The 14,546-nt window shown below is 70.4% G+C and carries 17 protein-coding genes; 8 read left to right on the forward strand and 9 right to left on the reverse strand.

Annotation, left to right across the window (positions count from 1 at the left end):
- Positions 1 to 145 precede the first annotated feature (145 nt).
- Positions 146 to 1,048 carry an alpha-E domain-containing protein gene (locus tag CPY97_RS01905; RefSeq protein WP_096420353.1) on the forward strand — a complete coding sequence of 301 codons (903 nt, stop codon included), beginning with the start codon at positions 146 to 148 and terminating at the stop codon, positions 1,046 to 1,048.
- On the opposite strand, the gene CPY97_RS01910 is transcribed toward CPY97_RS01905, so the two are convergent.
- Positions 1,045 to 1,281, reverse strand: a complete 237-nt coding sequence (locus CPY97_RS01910) for a hypothetical protein (RefSeq protein ID WP_096420355.1) — start codon at positions 1,279 to 1,281, stop codon at positions 1,045 to 1,047. The two genes, CPY97_RS01905 and CPY97_RS01910, sit on opposite strands and share 4 nt — an antisense overlap.
- A 31-nt stretch (positions 1,282 to 1,312) precedes the next feature.
- Here CPY97_RS01910 and CPY97_RS01915 point away from each other — a divergent pair, with 31 nt between their 5' ends.
- Positions 1,313 to 1,759, forward strand: a complete 447-nt coding sequence (locus CPY97_RS01915) for a MarR family winged helix-turn-helix transcriptional regulator (protein ID WP_096420357.1) — start codon at positions 1,313 to 1,315, stop codon at positions 1,757 to 1,759.
- Positions 1,760 to 1,918: 159 nt separating this feature from the next.
- On the opposite strand, the gene CPY97_RS01920 is transcribed toward CPY97_RS01915, so the two are convergent.
- A complete protein-coding gene (locus CPY97_RS01920; protein WP_096420359.1) occupies positions 1,919 to 3,256 on the reverse strand; it encodes an MFS transporter in 1,338 nt (445 codons plus the stop codon).
- Entirely contained in the window at positions 3,253 to 3,714 is a 462-nt protein-coding gene (locus CPY97_RS01925) for a MarR family winged helix-turn-helix transcriptional regulator (RefSeq protein WP_096420361.1), read from the reverse strand. The genes CPY97_RS01920 and CPY97_RS01925 overlap by 4 nt, the downstream gene beginning before the upstream one ends.
- Positions 3,715 to 3,789: 75 nt before the next feature.
- Here CPY97_RS01925 and CPY97_RS01930 point away from each other — a divergent pair, with 75 nt between their 5' ends.
- Positions 3,790 to 4,692: an alpha/beta fold hydrolase gene (locus CPY97_RS01930; protein ID WP_096420363.1), complete on the forward strand. Its 903-nt coding sequence runs from the start codon at positions 3,790 to 3,792 to the stop codon at positions 4,690 to 4,692.
- On the opposite strand, the gene CPY97_RS01935 is transcribed toward CPY97_RS01930, so the two are convergent.
- On the reverse strand, positions 4,689 to 5,030 hold the full coding sequence (locus CPY97_RS01935) for a cupin domain-containing protein (RefSeq protein ID WP_096420365.1): 342 nt from the start codon (positions 5,028 to 5,030) through the stop codon (positions 4,689 to 4,691). The two genes, CPY97_RS01930 and CPY97_RS01935, sit on opposite strands and share 4 nt — an antisense overlap.
- Positions 5,031 to 5,052: 22 nt before the next feature.
- On the opposite strand from CPY97_RS01935, the gene CPY97_RS01940 reads away from it, so the two are divergent.
- The 4 genes from CPY97_RS01940 to CPY97_RS01955 are packed head-to-tail and all read left to right on the forward strand — an operon-like array spanning position 5,053 to position 8,834.
- Positions 5,053 to 5,889 (forward strand): sulfurtransferase, encoded by an 837-nt coding sequence (locus tag CPY97_RS01940; protein ID WP_096420367.1) that lies wholly within the window; start codon positions 5,053 to 5,055, stop codon positions 5,887 to 5,889.
- Positions 5,890 to 5,917: 28 nt separating this feature from the next.
- A complete protein-coding gene (locus CPY97_RS01945) occupies positions 5,918 to 6,967 on the forward strand; it encodes a lipoate--protein ligase family protein (protein WP_096423277.1) in 1,050 nt (349 codons plus the stop codon).
- Entirely contained in the window at positions 6,964 to 8,004 is a 1,041-nt protein-coding gene (locus tag CPY97_RS01950) for a FecCD family ABC transporter permease (RefSeq protein ID WP_231924007.1), read from the forward strand. The genes CPY97_RS01945 and CPY97_RS01950 overlap by 4 nt, the downstream gene beginning before the upstream one ends.
- The gene (locus tag CPY97_RS01955) at positions 8,004 to 8,834 is read left to right on the forward strand and encodes a heme ABC transporter ATP-binding protein (RefSeq protein ID WP_173826851.1); all 831 of its coding nucleotides are present in this window, start codon (positions 8,004 to 8,006) and stop codon (positions 8,832 to 8,834) included. The genes CPY97_RS01950 and CPY97_RS01955 overlap by 1 nt, the downstream gene beginning before the upstream one ends.
- Before the next feature lie 194 nt (positions 8,835 to 9,028).
- On the opposite strand, the gene CPY97_RS01960 is transcribed toward CPY97_RS01955, so the two are convergent.
- The gene (locus tag CPY97_RS01960) at positions 9,029 to 9,313 is read right to left on the reverse strand and encodes a GNAT family N-acetyltransferase (RefSeq protein WP_096420371.1); all 285 of its coding nucleotides are present in this window, start codon (positions 9,311 to 9,313) and stop codon (positions 9,029 to 9,031) included.
- Between CPY97_RS01960 and CPY97_RS01965 the strand changes: the two genes are divergently transcribed.
- Positions 9,312 to 10,040 carry a DUF6226 family protein gene (locus CPY97_RS01965; protein WP_150129160.1) on the forward strand — a complete coding sequence of 243 codons (729 nt, stop codon included), beginning with the start codon at positions 9,312 to 9,314 and terminating at the stop codon, positions 10,038 to 10,040. The genes CPY97_RS01960 and CPY97_RS01965 overlap by 2 nt on opposite strands.
- Positions 10,041 to 10,079: 39 nt before the next feature.
- On the opposite strand, the gene CPY97_RS01970 is transcribed toward CPY97_RS01965, so the two are convergent.
- Genes CPY97_RS01970 through CPY97_RS01985 form a run of 4 tightly spaced genes read right to left on the reverse strand, consistent with a single transcriptional unit; the run spans position 10,080 to position 14,526 of the window.
- Entirely contained in the window at positions 10,080 to 11,099 is a 1,020-nt protein-coding gene (locus CPY97_RS01970) for a LacI family DNA-binding transcriptional regulator (RefSeq protein WP_096420375.1), read from the reverse strand.
- 36 nt (positions 11,100 to 11,135) lie between these two features.
- On the reverse strand, positions 11,136 to 12,572 hold the full coding sequence (locus CPY97_RS01975; RefSeq protein WP_096420377.1) for a glycoside hydrolase family 1 protein: 1,437 nt from the start codon (positions 12,570 to 12,572) through the stop codon (positions 11,136 to 11,138).
- Positions 12,572 to 13,474, reverse strand: coding sequence for a carbohydrate ABC transporter permease (locus CPY97_RS01980; protein WP_173826852.1), 903 nt, complete (start codon positions 13,472 to 13,474; stop codon positions 12,572 to 12,574). The genes CPY97_RS01975 and CPY97_RS01980 overlap by 1 nt, the downstream gene beginning before the upstream one ends.
- A complete protein-coding gene (locus tag CPY97_RS01985; RefSeq protein ID WP_096420379.1) occupies positions 13,471 to 14,526 on the reverse strand; it encodes a carbohydrate ABC transporter permease in 1,056 nt (351 codons plus the stop codon). The genes CPY97_RS01980 and CPY97_RS01985 overlap by 4 nt, the downstream gene beginning before the upstream one ends.
- Between the last annotated feature and the right edge of the window lie 20 nt (positions 14,527 to 14,546).

Genomic DNA, 14,546 nt, shown 5'->3' on the forward strand with positions numbered 1-14,546 from the left:
GGTTCGCGGCCCCCGCGCCCACCGCCTCACACCGCGTAGCCCGGCGCCCCGCACACCCGACACCCCCCCACCCCCACCCGTCACCTCGCGGTAACATCGGCGCAACACGACCGGTCTACCGTCGCCTCAGACGGGAGGGGGTCGCATGCCGGGCCGCACCGCCGACAACGTGTACGCGGTCGGCGCTCTCGTTGAGCGCGCCGACGCCGTCGCCCTCATCATTGACGCCGATCGGGCGCGGGCCGAGGGGGCCGAGGCTGCCGCGCTCGCGACGAGCGTCGTCGACCGCGCCCGCCCCGGCTCGATCGCGTTCGCGTTCGCGACGGCGCGCGAGCAGGCGCGTCGCGCCCGCGGGATGCTCGGGGCCGACGTGCGCGAAGCCCTCGACGCGACGCGCGCCCGTATGCCCCGCAAGGTCGTTCCCGAGAGGCTGCACGAGTTTCTGACCTGGACCCGCGAGCGCGCCGCCCTCGTCACCGGAATCGTCGAGGCCTCCGCAGCCCGCGACAACACGTACCACCTGTTCACGCTCGGCCGGGCGAGCACCCGAGCCCTCGTCACCGTGAGCACGCTCGCCGAGCGGGCGCCGACCGCGATCGATCAGGGCGACGCTGCCGCTCTGCTGCGCGCGTGCGGAGCGCTCGAGATCTTCCGTGCCCGCTCGGCCGCCGAACCGAGCCTCGCCGACGTCGAGCACCTGCTGCTTGCCGACGCCGGGGTGCCGCACGGCCTGCCCTACGCCCTGGCCGCTATTGACCGCGCGGTCGCGGCCATCCACGACCACGGCTCCGACGCGGCGTGGTGCCCGCGCCCCGCGACGATTCCCGATGACCCGGCCGCCCGCATCCCGTCGCCCATGACCCTGGATGCGCTCCCCGCCATCCGAGACGCCGTCGCGGCGCGCGTCGATGCGGCCGCCGCTGCGGCCGGGGTCGCGCCGGCGGCCTCGGCGATCGCCGCGCCCGATGGCGCGCGGTCACCGCAGGACCGCGGAGTGGACCGCACGCTCTCATCGGTGTGGCCGGTGGCGGTACCGCGCTCGCGTTAATCGGATGGGCAGCGCAGCCGACTCGGCGTCGTACCCTGCCCGCGGGCGACCGTGTGCTCAGCCATCGGGTTCCCGCACAGCGGGCAGGCGGGGTCAGCGGGCGCGACGTACGGCTCTTCGACCCGGCCCGTGCCGACGGCGGCCGGCCCGGTTGCCTTCCACATGAGCCGCCCGAACGCGCCCCAGAAGCCGGGGGTGTCGTTGAACGGGTTCAGCGGATTACGTTTGTGCACTAACTAATCGTACCCTCGCTAAACTACGAGCATGACGGGTGCTCTCGCCCTCGACCGGCAGGTGTGTTTCGCGATTGTGGGCGCCAGCCGCGCGGTGGTGTCGGTATACAAGCCGATTCTCGAGCCGCTGGGGCTCACGCATCCGCAGTACCTCGTGATGCTCGCGCTCTGGGAGTCGAGCCCCCGCCGCGTGAAAGACCTGGGGGAGACCCTCTTTCTCGACTCCGCGACGCTGAGCCCCCTGTTGAAGCGGCTTGAGCGGCAGGGTCTCGTCACGCGCACCCGCGATCCGCTCGATGAGCGGGCGCTCGCGATTGCGTTGACCGACGTGGGCGCGAGCCTGCGGGCTGAGGCCGAGAAGGTGCCCGCTCAGGTCGTCGCTCGGCTGGGCCTGAGCGTCGCCGAGCTTGAGGGCATCCGCGACGCTGCGACGGCGCTCCTCGATGCGAGTCGCGGCGCCTCCGACTCGATCGTCTAGCCCTGGGCCGCCTGGCCCAGCCGTCCAGAGCCCGCTCGCCTGACATCGTGCTGGTTCGCGCAGTTCGTGCGTGCCTCACCAGGCACGGTTTGCGCACACCCGCACGAGTTCAGCCGGCGGCCGCGATGCGGCGACAACCCTCCTCGAGGCGAGCCGCCCCTAAATCCGCCGCGACCCGGCCTCGACGATCGCGATCTCGCGTGTCGCCGTCTCGCGGTCGAGGCCGTCGCCGTCATAGCGCACGTGCCACTTCGGCCGGTACCAGCGCTGCCGCCCACCCGACCGGCGGATGCGCAGATTGCGCGTGGCGCGCATCCAGATGACGGTGACGGTCGCGGCCGCGATGCCGGCGAGTGCGCCGACAGCGATCGCCCAGCGCGGGCCGAGCTCGTTGGCGATGAGGCCGAGCAGGGGGCCGCCGATCGGGGTGCCGCCCATGAAGATCATGAGGTAGAGCGACATGACGCGTCCGCGGATCGCGGGCCGGGTCGTGGTCTGCACGTACGCGTTCGCCGAGGTGATCATCGTGAGGGCGAAGAAGCCGATGGGGGCGAGGGCGAGCAGGAACAGCGGGAAGGTCGGCATGAGGGCGGCGACCACCATGGCGGCTGAGAACCCGAGCGCCGAGCCGACGATCACCCGCAGGCGCGGTCGGTCGCGGCGCGCCGAGCCGAGCGCTCCGATCACCGAGCCGACGGCGACGATCGACGACATCAGGCCGAACTCGCCGGCACCGCGGCCGAACTCGACGCTCGCCATCGTCGCCGTGAAGATGGCGAAGTTGAAGCCGAAGGTGCCCATCAGGAACACCATTGCGAAGATCGCCATCAGGTCGCCGCGGCGTCGCACGTAGGCGAGTCCGGCGCGGAACTGTCCGCGGGCCTTCGCCTCCTTCTTCATGGGGTGCAGCTCGTTCTCGCGCAGCAGATAGAGGGCCACGAGCATCGCGAGGAAGGTGACGGCATTGACGACGATGACCCAGCCAGCGCCGATCGCGACGGTCAGGAGGCCCGCGACGGCGGGGCCGATGAGGCGCGCGGTGTTGAACGATGCCGAGTTCAGCGCGACGGCGTTCGGCAGGTCTTTCGTGCCGACCAGTTCGCCGACGAAGGTCTGGCGGGCGGGCGCGTCGATCGCGGTTGTGATGCCGAGGCCGAGCGCGAAGAGGTAGACCATCCACAGTTCGGCGACGCCGGCGACGATGATCGCGCCGAGGCCGAGGGCCAGCAGCGCGAGGGTGATCTGGGTCGCCGCGAGCAGCCGCCGCCCGTTGATGCGGTCGGCGAGGATCCCCGCATACGGGCTGATCAGCAGCGCCGGCCCGAACTGCAGTGCCATCGTGATACCGACCGCGACTGCGTCGTTATCGGTCAGCTCGGTGAGCACGTACCAGTCTTGGGCGGTGCGCTGCATCCACGCGCCGACGTTCGAGATGAGCGCGCCGGCGAACCAGATGCGGTAGTTCACGCCGGCGAGCGAGCGGAACATCGCGTTCAACTGTCCGCCAGCTTCCGCAGCACGGGGCGTGCCGCTTCGAGCGCCGCACGCTCGTCGTCGCTCAACTCGTCGAGCCGGTCGTGGAACCACTGCGTGCGCAGGCGCCGCGTCTCGGCGACCACCTGCTCGCCCTCGTCGGTGAGCGTCACCCAGACGCAGCGTGCATCCTCGTCGCTGGGCGTGCGGGCGACGAGACCGGCCGCCTCGAGGGCGTTGATGGTGCGGTTCATGGCCGGGGCGCTCACGCGCTCGCGCTCGGCGAGCTGCCCGGGGGTCGACCGCCCCTCGCTCGCCAAGAGCCAGAGCACGCCGAGCTGACTGTCGGTGATGCCCTCACCGCCCCGCTCGTTGCGGATGCGCCGCGCGAGCTTCTGGATGAGCACGCGCAGCTCTTCGTCGGGGTCGGTCGACGCGGGCGGCGTGCTGCCGGGCAGGGGAGGCGGTGGTGCGGTCGTCATGGCAACTCATTACCCTAGGTCATTAACCTGGGTAACGAATGGATGCGCGTACGCTGGCCCCCAAGGAGGCCATCGATGGTGAGATTCATCGCCGAGCGCGATCACCGCACGTTTGTCGACGATCACGGCGTGACCGTGCACTACTACGTCTGGTCGCCCGGGAAACCCCGCGGCGTCGTCCAGATCGCGCATGGGGTCGGCGAGCACGCGCTGCGCTACGAGGCGCTCGCGCAAGACCTCGTCAACCGCGGGTACGCCGTCTACGCCGACGACCACCGCGGCCACGGGGCCACCGGCGTCGAGCAGTGGGTTGGCGACCTGACGAGGATCGGCAAGCTGGGCGTGGGCGGGCTGCGTGCGACGCAGCAAAACCTGCGAGACCTCGCCACGATCATCCGTCGAGAGCGTGCCGGCATGCCGCTCGCGCTCGTCGCCCACTCATGGGGCTCGTTGATGGCGCAGAACCTGCTGAACGCGGGCCGCCAGCCGTGGGACGCCGTCGTGCTCACGGGCACCGCCCACCGCACGCCGTGGGGCATGAACTCGGGCGAGTTGAACGCCCGCCACGCGCACCTCGGCGACACCGGGGCCGAGTGGCTGAGCCGCGACCCCGAGGTTGCCGCCGCGTTCGTCGCCGACGAGCTCACGACCGACGCGAAGGTGCTGAAGCTGTTCGGCCTGTTCGACGCGCTGCGCCTCTACGGCCGGCCGAAGAAGCTCGACCGCGACGTGCCGCTGCTGATCATGGTCGGCGACGACGACCCGCTCGGCGGGGAAGAGAGCGCGGCGAAGCTCGCCAACGACTACGTCGGCCGCGGGGGCCTCAGCGACGTTCAGCTGATCGTCTACCCGGGCGCGCGCCACGAGATCTTCAACGAGACGAACCAGCAGGAGGTGCGTGACGACCTCATGGCCTGGCTCGACGAGCGCCTGTTCGACGGGGCCCGCGCCTCCGGGTCGGCGGAGGAGACCGCCTAGGCGCGCGCAACCTGCACGAGCAGCAGCGCGCTGGTCTCGTGTGCTTCGATGTGGTGACGCGCCTGCGGAATCGGTGCGAGCATCCCCGCCGTGAGCGGTACCGCGCGGCCGTCGACCGAGTGAAGCGTGACCGAGCCACTGAGCACCTGCAGCATCGCCTCGCCCGGGTTGTCGTGCTCGGGAAGCTCGTGGCCGGCGGCGATGCCGATGCCGATCACGCGCAAGTGGGCGTCATCGTCTGCCGGTACGCGCTGCGTGGCCAGGCCGTTGGGCGCGGCCCCTGCGTCCTCCATGAGTGAGCTGCCGAAACGACTGAGGTCAAGCGCGACGAAATCCATGGCCGCACCCTAGCCTGAGGGCATGTTGCCGCCGATTGTTTCTCCCGCCTGGTTCGCCGAGCACCGCGACGAGGTCGTCGTCGCCGACGTGCGATGGTACCTCGACGGGCGGTCGGGGCGCGAGGCGCACGAGGCCGGCCACATCCCCGGCGCCGTGTTCGTCGACCTCGACGCGTGGCTCGCCGCCCCCGCGACGGCGGCCGACGGCCGGCACCCGCTGCCCGATCCGGCGGTCTTTGCGATGGGCCTCGGAGCGCTCGGCATCGGCGACGGTGACGCGGTGGTCGCGTATGACGACGCCGGCGGCGTGATCGCCGCACGCCTCGTCTGGATGTTGCGGGCCGTCGGTCACGACGCCGCCCTCCTCGACGGCGGCCTGGATGCGTGGGTCGCCACGCACGGGGAGGATGCGCTCGAGACTGGCCCGGTGGAGGCACGGCCGCGGTCGCTGTCGACCCGCGCGTGGCCCGCCGAACGGCTGGCCGACCTCGACGAGGTGAGCCGAGCATCCGCCGATGAGGGGCCCCTGCTGGTCGACGCCCGCGCGCCCGAGCGGTACCGCGGCGACGATGAACCCGTCGACGCGCGCGCCGGCCACATCCCCGGCGCGGTGAATCTGCCCACCCGCGACCACGTCGGACCCGACGGTCTGCACCTCGCGCCGGAGGTGCTGCGCGAGCGCTTCGAGGCGGCGGGCGCGGGTGAGCGCGAGGTTGTCGCCTACTGCGGCTCGGGCGTCACCGCCTGTCACACGCTCATCGCGCTCGAGTACGCGGGCCTGGCAGCCGGGCGCCTCTACCCCGGCTCGTGGTCGCAGTACGCGGCCGCTCCCGGCCTTCCCGTGGCCACCGCTCAGTAGGCTTGCCCGCATGAGCGGTGAGAGCCCCCTGCACGGCGAATACAAGGTTCCCGGCGGAAAGCTGGTCGTCGTCGACCTGACGGTTGTGGATGACGCGATTGCGAGCATCCGGATCGCGGGCGATTTCTTCGTCGAACCCGACGAGACCGTTCACGAGATGGAGCGCGCCGTCACCGGGATGCGCGCCGACAGCGACGCGGTCGCCCTCACGCGGGCGCTCACCGCGGCGGTGCCGGCCGGGGCGCAGCTGCTCGGGTTCAGCCCCGAGGCGGTGGCGACGACGATCCGGCGCGCGGTGAACAGCGCCACCACGTTCGCCGACCACGACTGGCAGCTCGTGCGCGGGCCGGCGCTTGCGCCCGTGCAGCAGATGGCGACCGACCAGGTGCTCACCGAGGAGGTCGGCGCCGGACGGCGCGGGCCGACCCTGCGCATCTGGGAGTGGGCGAGTCCCGCCGTCGTCATCGGGTCGTTCCAGAGCGTCAAGAACGAGGTCGACCTCGACAACGCTGCCGCCTTTGGCTTCGAGGTCGTGCGCCGCGTGTCGGGCGGCGGTGCCATGTTCATCGAGCCGCAGTCGGCGATCACCTACTCGCTCTACGCTCCCGTCGACCTCGTTAAGGGAATGAGCTTCGCGGAGTCGTACGCGTTCCTCGACAGCTGGGTGCTGACCGCCCTGCGCGACCTCGGCATCGACGCCGCCTACGTGCCGCTCAACGACATCGCGAGCCCCGCCGGCAAGATCGGCGGCGCCGCGCAGAAGCGCCTCGGCGCCGGAGCCGTGCTGCACCACACGACCATGGCCTACGACATGGACGGCGACCGCATGACCCAGGTGCTGCGCATCGGGCGCGAGAAGCTGAGCGACAAGGGCATCGCGAGCGCTAACAAGCGCGTCGACCCGCTCAAATCACAGACCGGCATGACCCGCGACGCCATCATCGACTCGCTCGTCGGCACCTTCGATCGGTTGTACGGCCTCAGCGAGGGGGCCATCACCGACGACGAGAGCGCTCGGGTTGAGCAGCTCGTGGCCGAGAAGTTCGGCACGCACGACTGGGTGCACCGGGTGCCGTGAGGTCGCGCCTGCGCGCGACCGCGCTCGTCCTGCTACTCGCCGGCCTCCTGGTCGGCGGCATCATTGCGAGCGCTGTCACGGGGCAGCTGGCCGTCGCCCCCACCGAGGTGCTCGGCTCGCTGCTACGGGCCATCGGCATCGACACGGCGTGGGCTCCGACCGACCCGATCGTGGAGTCCACCCTGTGGGTCGTGCGCTTCCCGCGCATCGTCATGGGCCTCATGGTGGGGGCATCGCTCGCCGTCGCTGGCGCCGTCATGCAGGCCATCTTCGGCAACCCGCTCGCCGAGCCCGGCGTCGTCGGGGTGTCTTCAGGAGCCGCGCTCGGCGCATCCATTGCGATCACGATCGGCGCGAGCGTGCTCGGCGGTCCGGGAGTCGCGGTGTTCGCCTTCCTTGGCGGGCTAGTGGCCACGCTACTCGTCTACGCCGTCGCGCGGGCAGGGGGGCGCACCGAGGTCGTCACTTTGCTGCTCACCGGTATCGCCATCAACGCCTTCGCGCAGGCCGGCATCGCCTTCGTGCTGTTCATCGCCGACTCGGCCAGCCGCGAGCAGATCGTGTTCTGGCAGCTCGGCTCAATCGCCGGGTCGCTGTGGAACCAGGTGCTGATCGTCGCCGTCGTAGCGCTGTTCGGCACGCTCGCCGCGCTCTTCCTCGCCCGCCGACTCGACCTGCTCGCACTCGGCGAGCGCAACGCCCGCCAGCTGGGGGTCAACGTCGAGCGGCTGCGCATCGTCGCCATCGTGCTCGTCGCCCTGCTTACGGGCGCCGCGGTCGCGTTCACCGGCATCATCGCCTTCGTCGGCCTGGTCGTGCCGCACATCATCCGCATGATCATCGGGCCCGCCCACCGCGGTCTCATTCTCGCCAGCGCTGTCGGCGGCGGTGCCCTGCTCGTCATCGCCGACCTCATGACCCGAACCCTCATCGCCGGGGCCGAACTGCCGATCGGCATGCTCACCTCGCTGGTCGGAGGGCCGTTCTTCTTCTACCTGCTCTGGCGGCAGCGTCGACGCAGCGGGGGGTGGGCGTGATGAGCGACCTGCCCGGAACGCCCGTCACCGGGTCGATCCCCGCCCACCCGGCCGAGAGTCGCGTCGTGCTTGAGGCGCGCGGCGTCGGGGTGACACGTGACGGCCGGCAGATCCTGCACGACGTCAACCTGGAGGTGCGCACCGGCGAGGTGCTGGCGCTTGTCGGCCCCAACGGTGCTGGCAAGTCGACGCTTCTCGGCGCCCTCAGCGGCGAACTCGACTACGACCACGGCACCGTGCTACTCGACGGCAAGCGCCTCGGCGACTACCGCACGATCGAACTCGCCCGTCGCCGCGCCGTACTCAACCAGGCCAACGAGGTGAGCTTCCCCTTCCTCGTGCGCGAGATCGTCGCCATGGGCCGCAACCCGTGGGTGCGCACCCCGCAGTTCGACGACGATGAGCAGGCCATCGCCGAGGCGGTGCGCACCGCCGACGTCGGCCACCTCGTCGAGCGGCGCTTCACCGCGCTGTCGGGCGGCGAGCGCGCGCGGGTGTCGCTCGCCCGCGTGCTCGCGCAGCGCACCGAGATCGTGTTCCTCGACGAGCCGACTGCGGCGCTCGACCTGCGCCATCAAGAAGACGTGATGCGCGCATCCCTGGCCCTCGCCCGCGCGGGGCGCGCGGTCGTCGTGGTGCTGCACGACCTCTCGCTCGCGGCCGCATACGCCGATCGCATCGGCATGCTCACCGGCGGAACCCTTGCCGCGATCGGCACCCCGAACGAGGTGCTGACCGCCGAGCGCGTCGGCCGCGCCTACGGCCTGGGTGTGCGGGTGTACCACCCGACGCCGGGCTCGCGGCCGGTCATCCTGCCGCTGCGCGACTGAGCACTCGCTACCGCCGACTCGCGTCGCGCAGGCCCCGCCGCGCCGCACTGTTGTCGCGTCGCCCCGGAGGGTCGGGCGGCTCGCGGCGGGCCGGCCGCGACACGCCATGACGCGGGGGCATCCACCGGGGCTGCGCGACACTGGCCCGACACATGAGCCGGCTGCACACACGGGCGAGACCGGCGAAGTGCCTGCTACCGACGCGCGAGGTCGTCGTATTCGGGATGCCGGCGCATCCACATGCGCACGAACCCGCACACCGGCTGCACCGGTTCCGCGCGTGTGTTACGAACCTCGTCGAGGATCGCCTGCACGACCTCACCACCCACGCCCTTGTTGCGCATGAGCGGGGGCACTTCGGCGTGCAACATCCGCAGGGTTCCGCCGGCGACGTCGTAGTCGATCCAGCCCTGCAGTTCGTCGCCGCGGTGCACGGAATAGCGGGAGGCATCGGGCTCGTGGGTCACGGTGAGGCTCATGCCGGGCACCCTATCGGCGCTGCACGGCAGTGGGCTGGGTGGCCCGGTCGTCGACACGCTCTCGACGATCCATCACAATCGAGCCATGACGTCGTACGTTCGCCCCGAGATCGCGCCTCAGGAGTACCGCGATGTGAGCGGCACTGTGATTCCTTACGGCGAGCGGTGGGGCTTGGCTGGACCTCCCGAAGACTCGTACAGCTGCATCACGCACCCCGAGCGATTCGCGCCGCTACACGAGGTCGCGCGAGCCCTCGTTGCGCACCTCACTCTCACCTTCGACATTGAGATAGAGCGTGGCGCCTCCCTCGCGGACGAGCTCGGGAGGAGACAGATCCCCATCATTGATGCCTACACGTTGCGCCCACGTGCCGTCGACGCGGCACCGTTGGACATTGCGCTGACCGGCTACCCGGGGGTGGTCCTCGCGGCGGGAGTGCTGTGGGAGTCGTCTTACCCGGTATGTGGCTGCGACGCCTGCGACGAGACCTGGGAGAGAGCAGCCGACGAACTGGAGAGCCACGTCCTCGCTGTCGCCGATGGTCGCTTCCGTGAATCGGTGGCAACGCAAGGGCGTGCGGATGGTCGGGCAACATACGGCTACCGGTTCGCCGGAAGCATGTCCGGAACGGGCGGCCTGACGCATGTGTCCGACGCGAAACGAGAAGCCGCTATCGAGCGGCTCGCGACTCTGTCTGCTGGTTGGCTGTCGTGGCCTCGACGCTGATGGCTCGGCGGTTCGAATCGGCGACTGCGGCCGCCCCTGTCAGGCCGATTGGCCCTGCACGAGCGCCGTCGGCAGGATCGTCACCCGAGAGATCTCGCGTCCCTCGATGCGGTCGATCAGCAGCCGCGCCATCGTGCGCCCGACCTCGACGGTCGGCTGCTCGATGGCCGTGAGGCGCGGGTTGGCGTTGGTGGCGAAATAGTCGTTGTCGATCGAGGTGATCGAGACATCCGCGGGCACCGCGAGGCCCGCATCCCGCATGGCGGAGAGTGCGCCGGAAGCCAGCTGCGAGCTCGCCGCGAAGAGGGCGTCGAAGCTCTCCCCGCGGGCGAGCAGCCTCCGCATCGCCTCGAATCCGCCCGCGGGCGTGAAGTCGGCGCGCTCGACGAGGGAAGATGCGAGCCCTGCGGCGTTCAGCGCGTCGCGCCAGCCGTCGAGGCGGTCGACACCGGCGGCCATGTCGGCCGGCCCCGCGATCGTAGCGATGCGCGTGCGGCCCCCAGCGATCAGGTGCTCGGTTGCCACGCGCGCGGCGGCCCGGTTGTCGACGTCGACGTAGAAGGCGTGCTCGCCCTCCGGCCCCATGGGGCGTCCGCCGAACACGACCGGCATGGTGCGGGCGAGGGCGAGGAATGCGCGGTCGTCGGAGTGGTGCGAGAGCACGAGCGCCCCGTCGACGTTGCCCGCCTGCAGGAAGTTGCGGCTCTTCTCTGCGTCCGTCTCGGGCGTGATGAGCAGGCTGAGGGTGTACTTCGTGCTCGACAGCGCCATCGCCACGCCCTGAATCACGGAGGCGAAGTAGGGGTCGGCAAAAAACTTCGCGGTGTTCTCGGGGATGACGAGGGCGATCGCGAAGGTGCGCCGCGAGGCCAGGCTGCGCGCCGCGCGGTTTGGCACATAGCCGAGCTCGGCGATCGCTCGCGAGACCGCCTCCCGCGCCTCGACGGTCACCTTCGGCGAGTCGTTGATCACCCGCGAGACCGTCGCTCTCGACACGCCTGCGACCGCGGCGACCTGCTCGAGCGTGGGCGCGCTCGGCGGCGACGTCTCGAGGGTCATGGGCGCTCCGCAGTAGAGGTGGGGTGTGGCCCCATCCTAGATCGCGGCCGCGATGCCCTGCCCGGCGGGGGTCGGCGCCGCATCCCGGTGGGCGCGAATGATCTCGGCGTACACGTGCCCGCTGCGCTTGACCGTGCGCAGTTGACTGTCGTAGTCGACGTGCACGATGCCGAAGCGCTTGTCGTAGCCCCACGCCCACTCGAAGTTGTCGAGCAGCGACCAGACAAAGTACCCGCGCACGTCGGCGCCCTCCTCGATGGCAGAGGCGACGGCGTCCAGGTGGTCCTCCAGGTAGGCGACGCGATCGGGGTCCTCGACACTCCCGTCCTCGCCGACCACGTCCTCCCAGGCGGAGCCGTTCTCGGTGACGTAGAGGGGCGGCAGCTGCGGGTACTGCTGACCCAGCCGCACGAGCAGCGAGCGCAGCCCGTCGGGGTTGATCTCCCAGCCCATGGCCGTGCGCGGCAAGCCGCGCGAGGGGAAGGTCAGGTCCTCGGATCCGACGAACATGCTGCCGCGTGCATACGTGGTGGGTCGCAGCCCCGGCGGGGTTTCGGGCGGCAGCGGATGCCCGCTGACGTTGTCGTCGTGATAGTGGTTCACGCCGAGAAAGTCGAGCGGGGCGGCGATCGTCGCCAGGTCGCCGTCGTGGATGAACTCGGCGAAACGGTGGCCGGCAACGCTGTCGAGGAAGAGTTGCGGGTACCGGCCGAGCAGCAGGGGCTCGAGAAAGGCGCCGTTCCAGATCGCGTCGAGTCGCGTGGCCGCGTCGAGGTCGACGGGGTCGCTCGGGTCATTCGGCACCGCGTTGGTGAGGTTCAGTGTGATGCCGATGTTCTCGGCGCCGCGCTCGCGCAGCGCTCGCGTCGCGAGCCCGTGCGCGAGGTGTTGGTGGTGCAGCGCGCCGAGCGCCGCGCGCGGCTCCATGCGCCCCGGTGCGTGCTCGCCGCCGCCGTAGCCGATAAGAGAGGAGCACAGCGGCTCGTTGAAGGTCGTCCAGTGGTCGACGCGGTCGCCGAGCACATCGTGGACAGCGTGCGCGTAGTCGAGGAAGCGGTGAGCGGTGTCGCGGTTCGGCCAGCCCCCGGCCTCTTCGAGCGTCTGCGGCAGGTCCCAGTGGTAGAGGGTGAGCCACGGCAGGATCCCGGCGGCGAGCAGCTCGTCGACGAGCCGGCTGTAGAAGTCCAGGCCTGCGGCGTTGGTGCGCACGCCATCGGGCTGGACGCGCGCCCAGCTCACCGAGAATCGGTAAGAATCGAGACCGAGTCGGCGCATGAGCGCAACGTCCTCGGGCATCCGGTGGTAGTGGTCGACCGCACGTTCGGGGGTGTCGCCGCCGGCGATCGCGCCGGGGACGCGAGCGAACGCATCCCAAATGGAGTCGCCCTTGCCGTCTTCGTGGGCGGCACCTTCGATCTGGGCGGCGGCGGTCGCCGCGCCCCAGAGGAATGTGGGGGGGAAACGGTGAGCCATCAGCCCTTCACTGCTCCTTGCATGATTCCGGAGATGAGTTGACGCCCCGCTGCGATGAAGAGGATCAGCAGGGGCAGCGTCGCGAGCACGGCGCCCGCGAGCACGATCGAGTAGTCGACGTAGTAGCCGGACTGCAGCTGGCTGAGGGCCGTCTGCAGCGTGGGGTTCTGCGGGCTCAGCACGATGAGCGGCCACAGGTAGTCGGTCCACGCCATCATGAACGTGAACAGGCCGAGGATCGCCATCGCGGGCCGCGCGGCGGGCACGGCGACGGTGAAGAAGGTGCGCAGCTGGTTGGCGCCGTCCACCCGCGCCGCCTCGATGAGTTCGTCGGGGATCACGCCGACCAGGTACTGGCGCATGAAGAAAACGCCGAACGCCGTGACGAGGGTTGGTACGATGACCGCGCCGAGCGTGCCCGTCCAGCCGAGTTCGCGCATCACGATGAACAGCGGGATGATGCCGAGCTGCGTCGGGATGGCCATGGTGGCGATCACGAAGACGAGCAGGCCCTCGCGGCCGCGGAAGCGCAGCTTGGCGAAGGCGTAGCCCGCGAGCGTCGAGAACGTGACGACGGAGATCGTGATCACGCCGGAGACGATGATCGAGTTGCCGAGCGCGAGCCAGAAGGGGATCGCGTCGAGCACGCGGGCGGCGTTCGCGAAGAAATTTCCGCCCGGGACGAGCGGTAGGGTCTCGCCGCGCGTCGCATTCGTGCCGCTCGCGACCACGAACGACCACCACAGCGGGTAGGCCGAGCCGAGGATCCAGGCGAGCAGGAGGCCGTAGCTGAGGAACCCGGGCCGCAGGGCGACGCCCGATCCGCCGCCGCGCCGACGCTTCCGCGCGGACGGGGACTCGGGGGACGGCCGGACGGGGGCCATCATCGGCTGGGCGGTCATCGGTTTCCTCCCTGGTGGGCGGCGAGCCGGCGTTGCGCGCGGCGGCTGATGCGTGCGGTCTCGACCGAGGCGATGCGGCGCGAGATGGCGAAGTTCACGAGCCCGATCGCGACGATGAGCAAGAACAGGAGCCACGCGATGGCCGCCGCGCGACCGAAGTCGCCGCGGAAGAAGGCCATCTCCCACAGGTAGAGCACGGTGGTCTGGAACTGCCGCTGCGAGCCTCCGATGCCGCCGGCGTTCGACACGTCGAACAGGCGCGGCTCGGCGAAGATCTGCAGGCCGCCGATGGTGGCGGTGATGATCACGAAGATCACGGTGGGGCGGATGCTCGGGATCGTGATCGAGAAGAACCGCCGTGCCGCTTCCGCCCCGTCGATCGCGGCTGACTCGTGGAGGTCGCGGGGCACGGCCTGCATCGCGGCGAGCAGGATAAGCGTGTTGTAGCCCGTCCAGCGCCAGTTCACCATGGTGGCGATCGCGACGTGGCTCGCCAGGACGTCGTTCTTCCACTGGATCGGGTCGATGCCGACGAGGCCGATGAGGTTGTTGACGAGCCCGGACTGCTCGTTGAAGACGTTCGTGAAGATGAGGGCGACGGCGACCGGGGTGACGACGTAGGGCAGCAGCACGCTCATCCGCCAGAAGGTGCGAGCCTTCAGGTGCTGGTCGAGGATCGAGGCGAGCACGAGCGCGACGGCGAGCTGCGGGATCGTCGACAGCAAGAAGATGCTGAGCGTGTTGCCGATCGAATTCCAGAAGAAGCGGTCGCCGAGCACGGTGGCGAAGTTCTCGAGGCCGACGAATTCGCCCTGCCCCTGCAGCAGGGGCCAGTCGTGCAGCGAGACGACGAGGGTGTAGACGAGGGGGAACAGCCCGGTGACGGCGAACAGCACGAAGAAGGGCGCGATATAGAGGTACGGCGATGCGGCCATGTCGAGCCGCGAGAGCGACCAGCGGCGGCGTCGGCGGGTGCGCCCTTTCGCGTCGGCGGGGGAGGGCGTGCCGGGCGCATCGTCTGCGGCCGTGGTGCGCGGCAGTGTGTCAGTCACGAGAGGTCCGTTCGCGGTAG

It is taken from the genome of Microcella alkaliphila (assembly GCF_002355395.1).
GTDB lineage: Bacteria > Actinomycetota > Actinomycetes > Actinomycetales > Microbacteriaceae > Microcella > Microcella alkaliphila_A.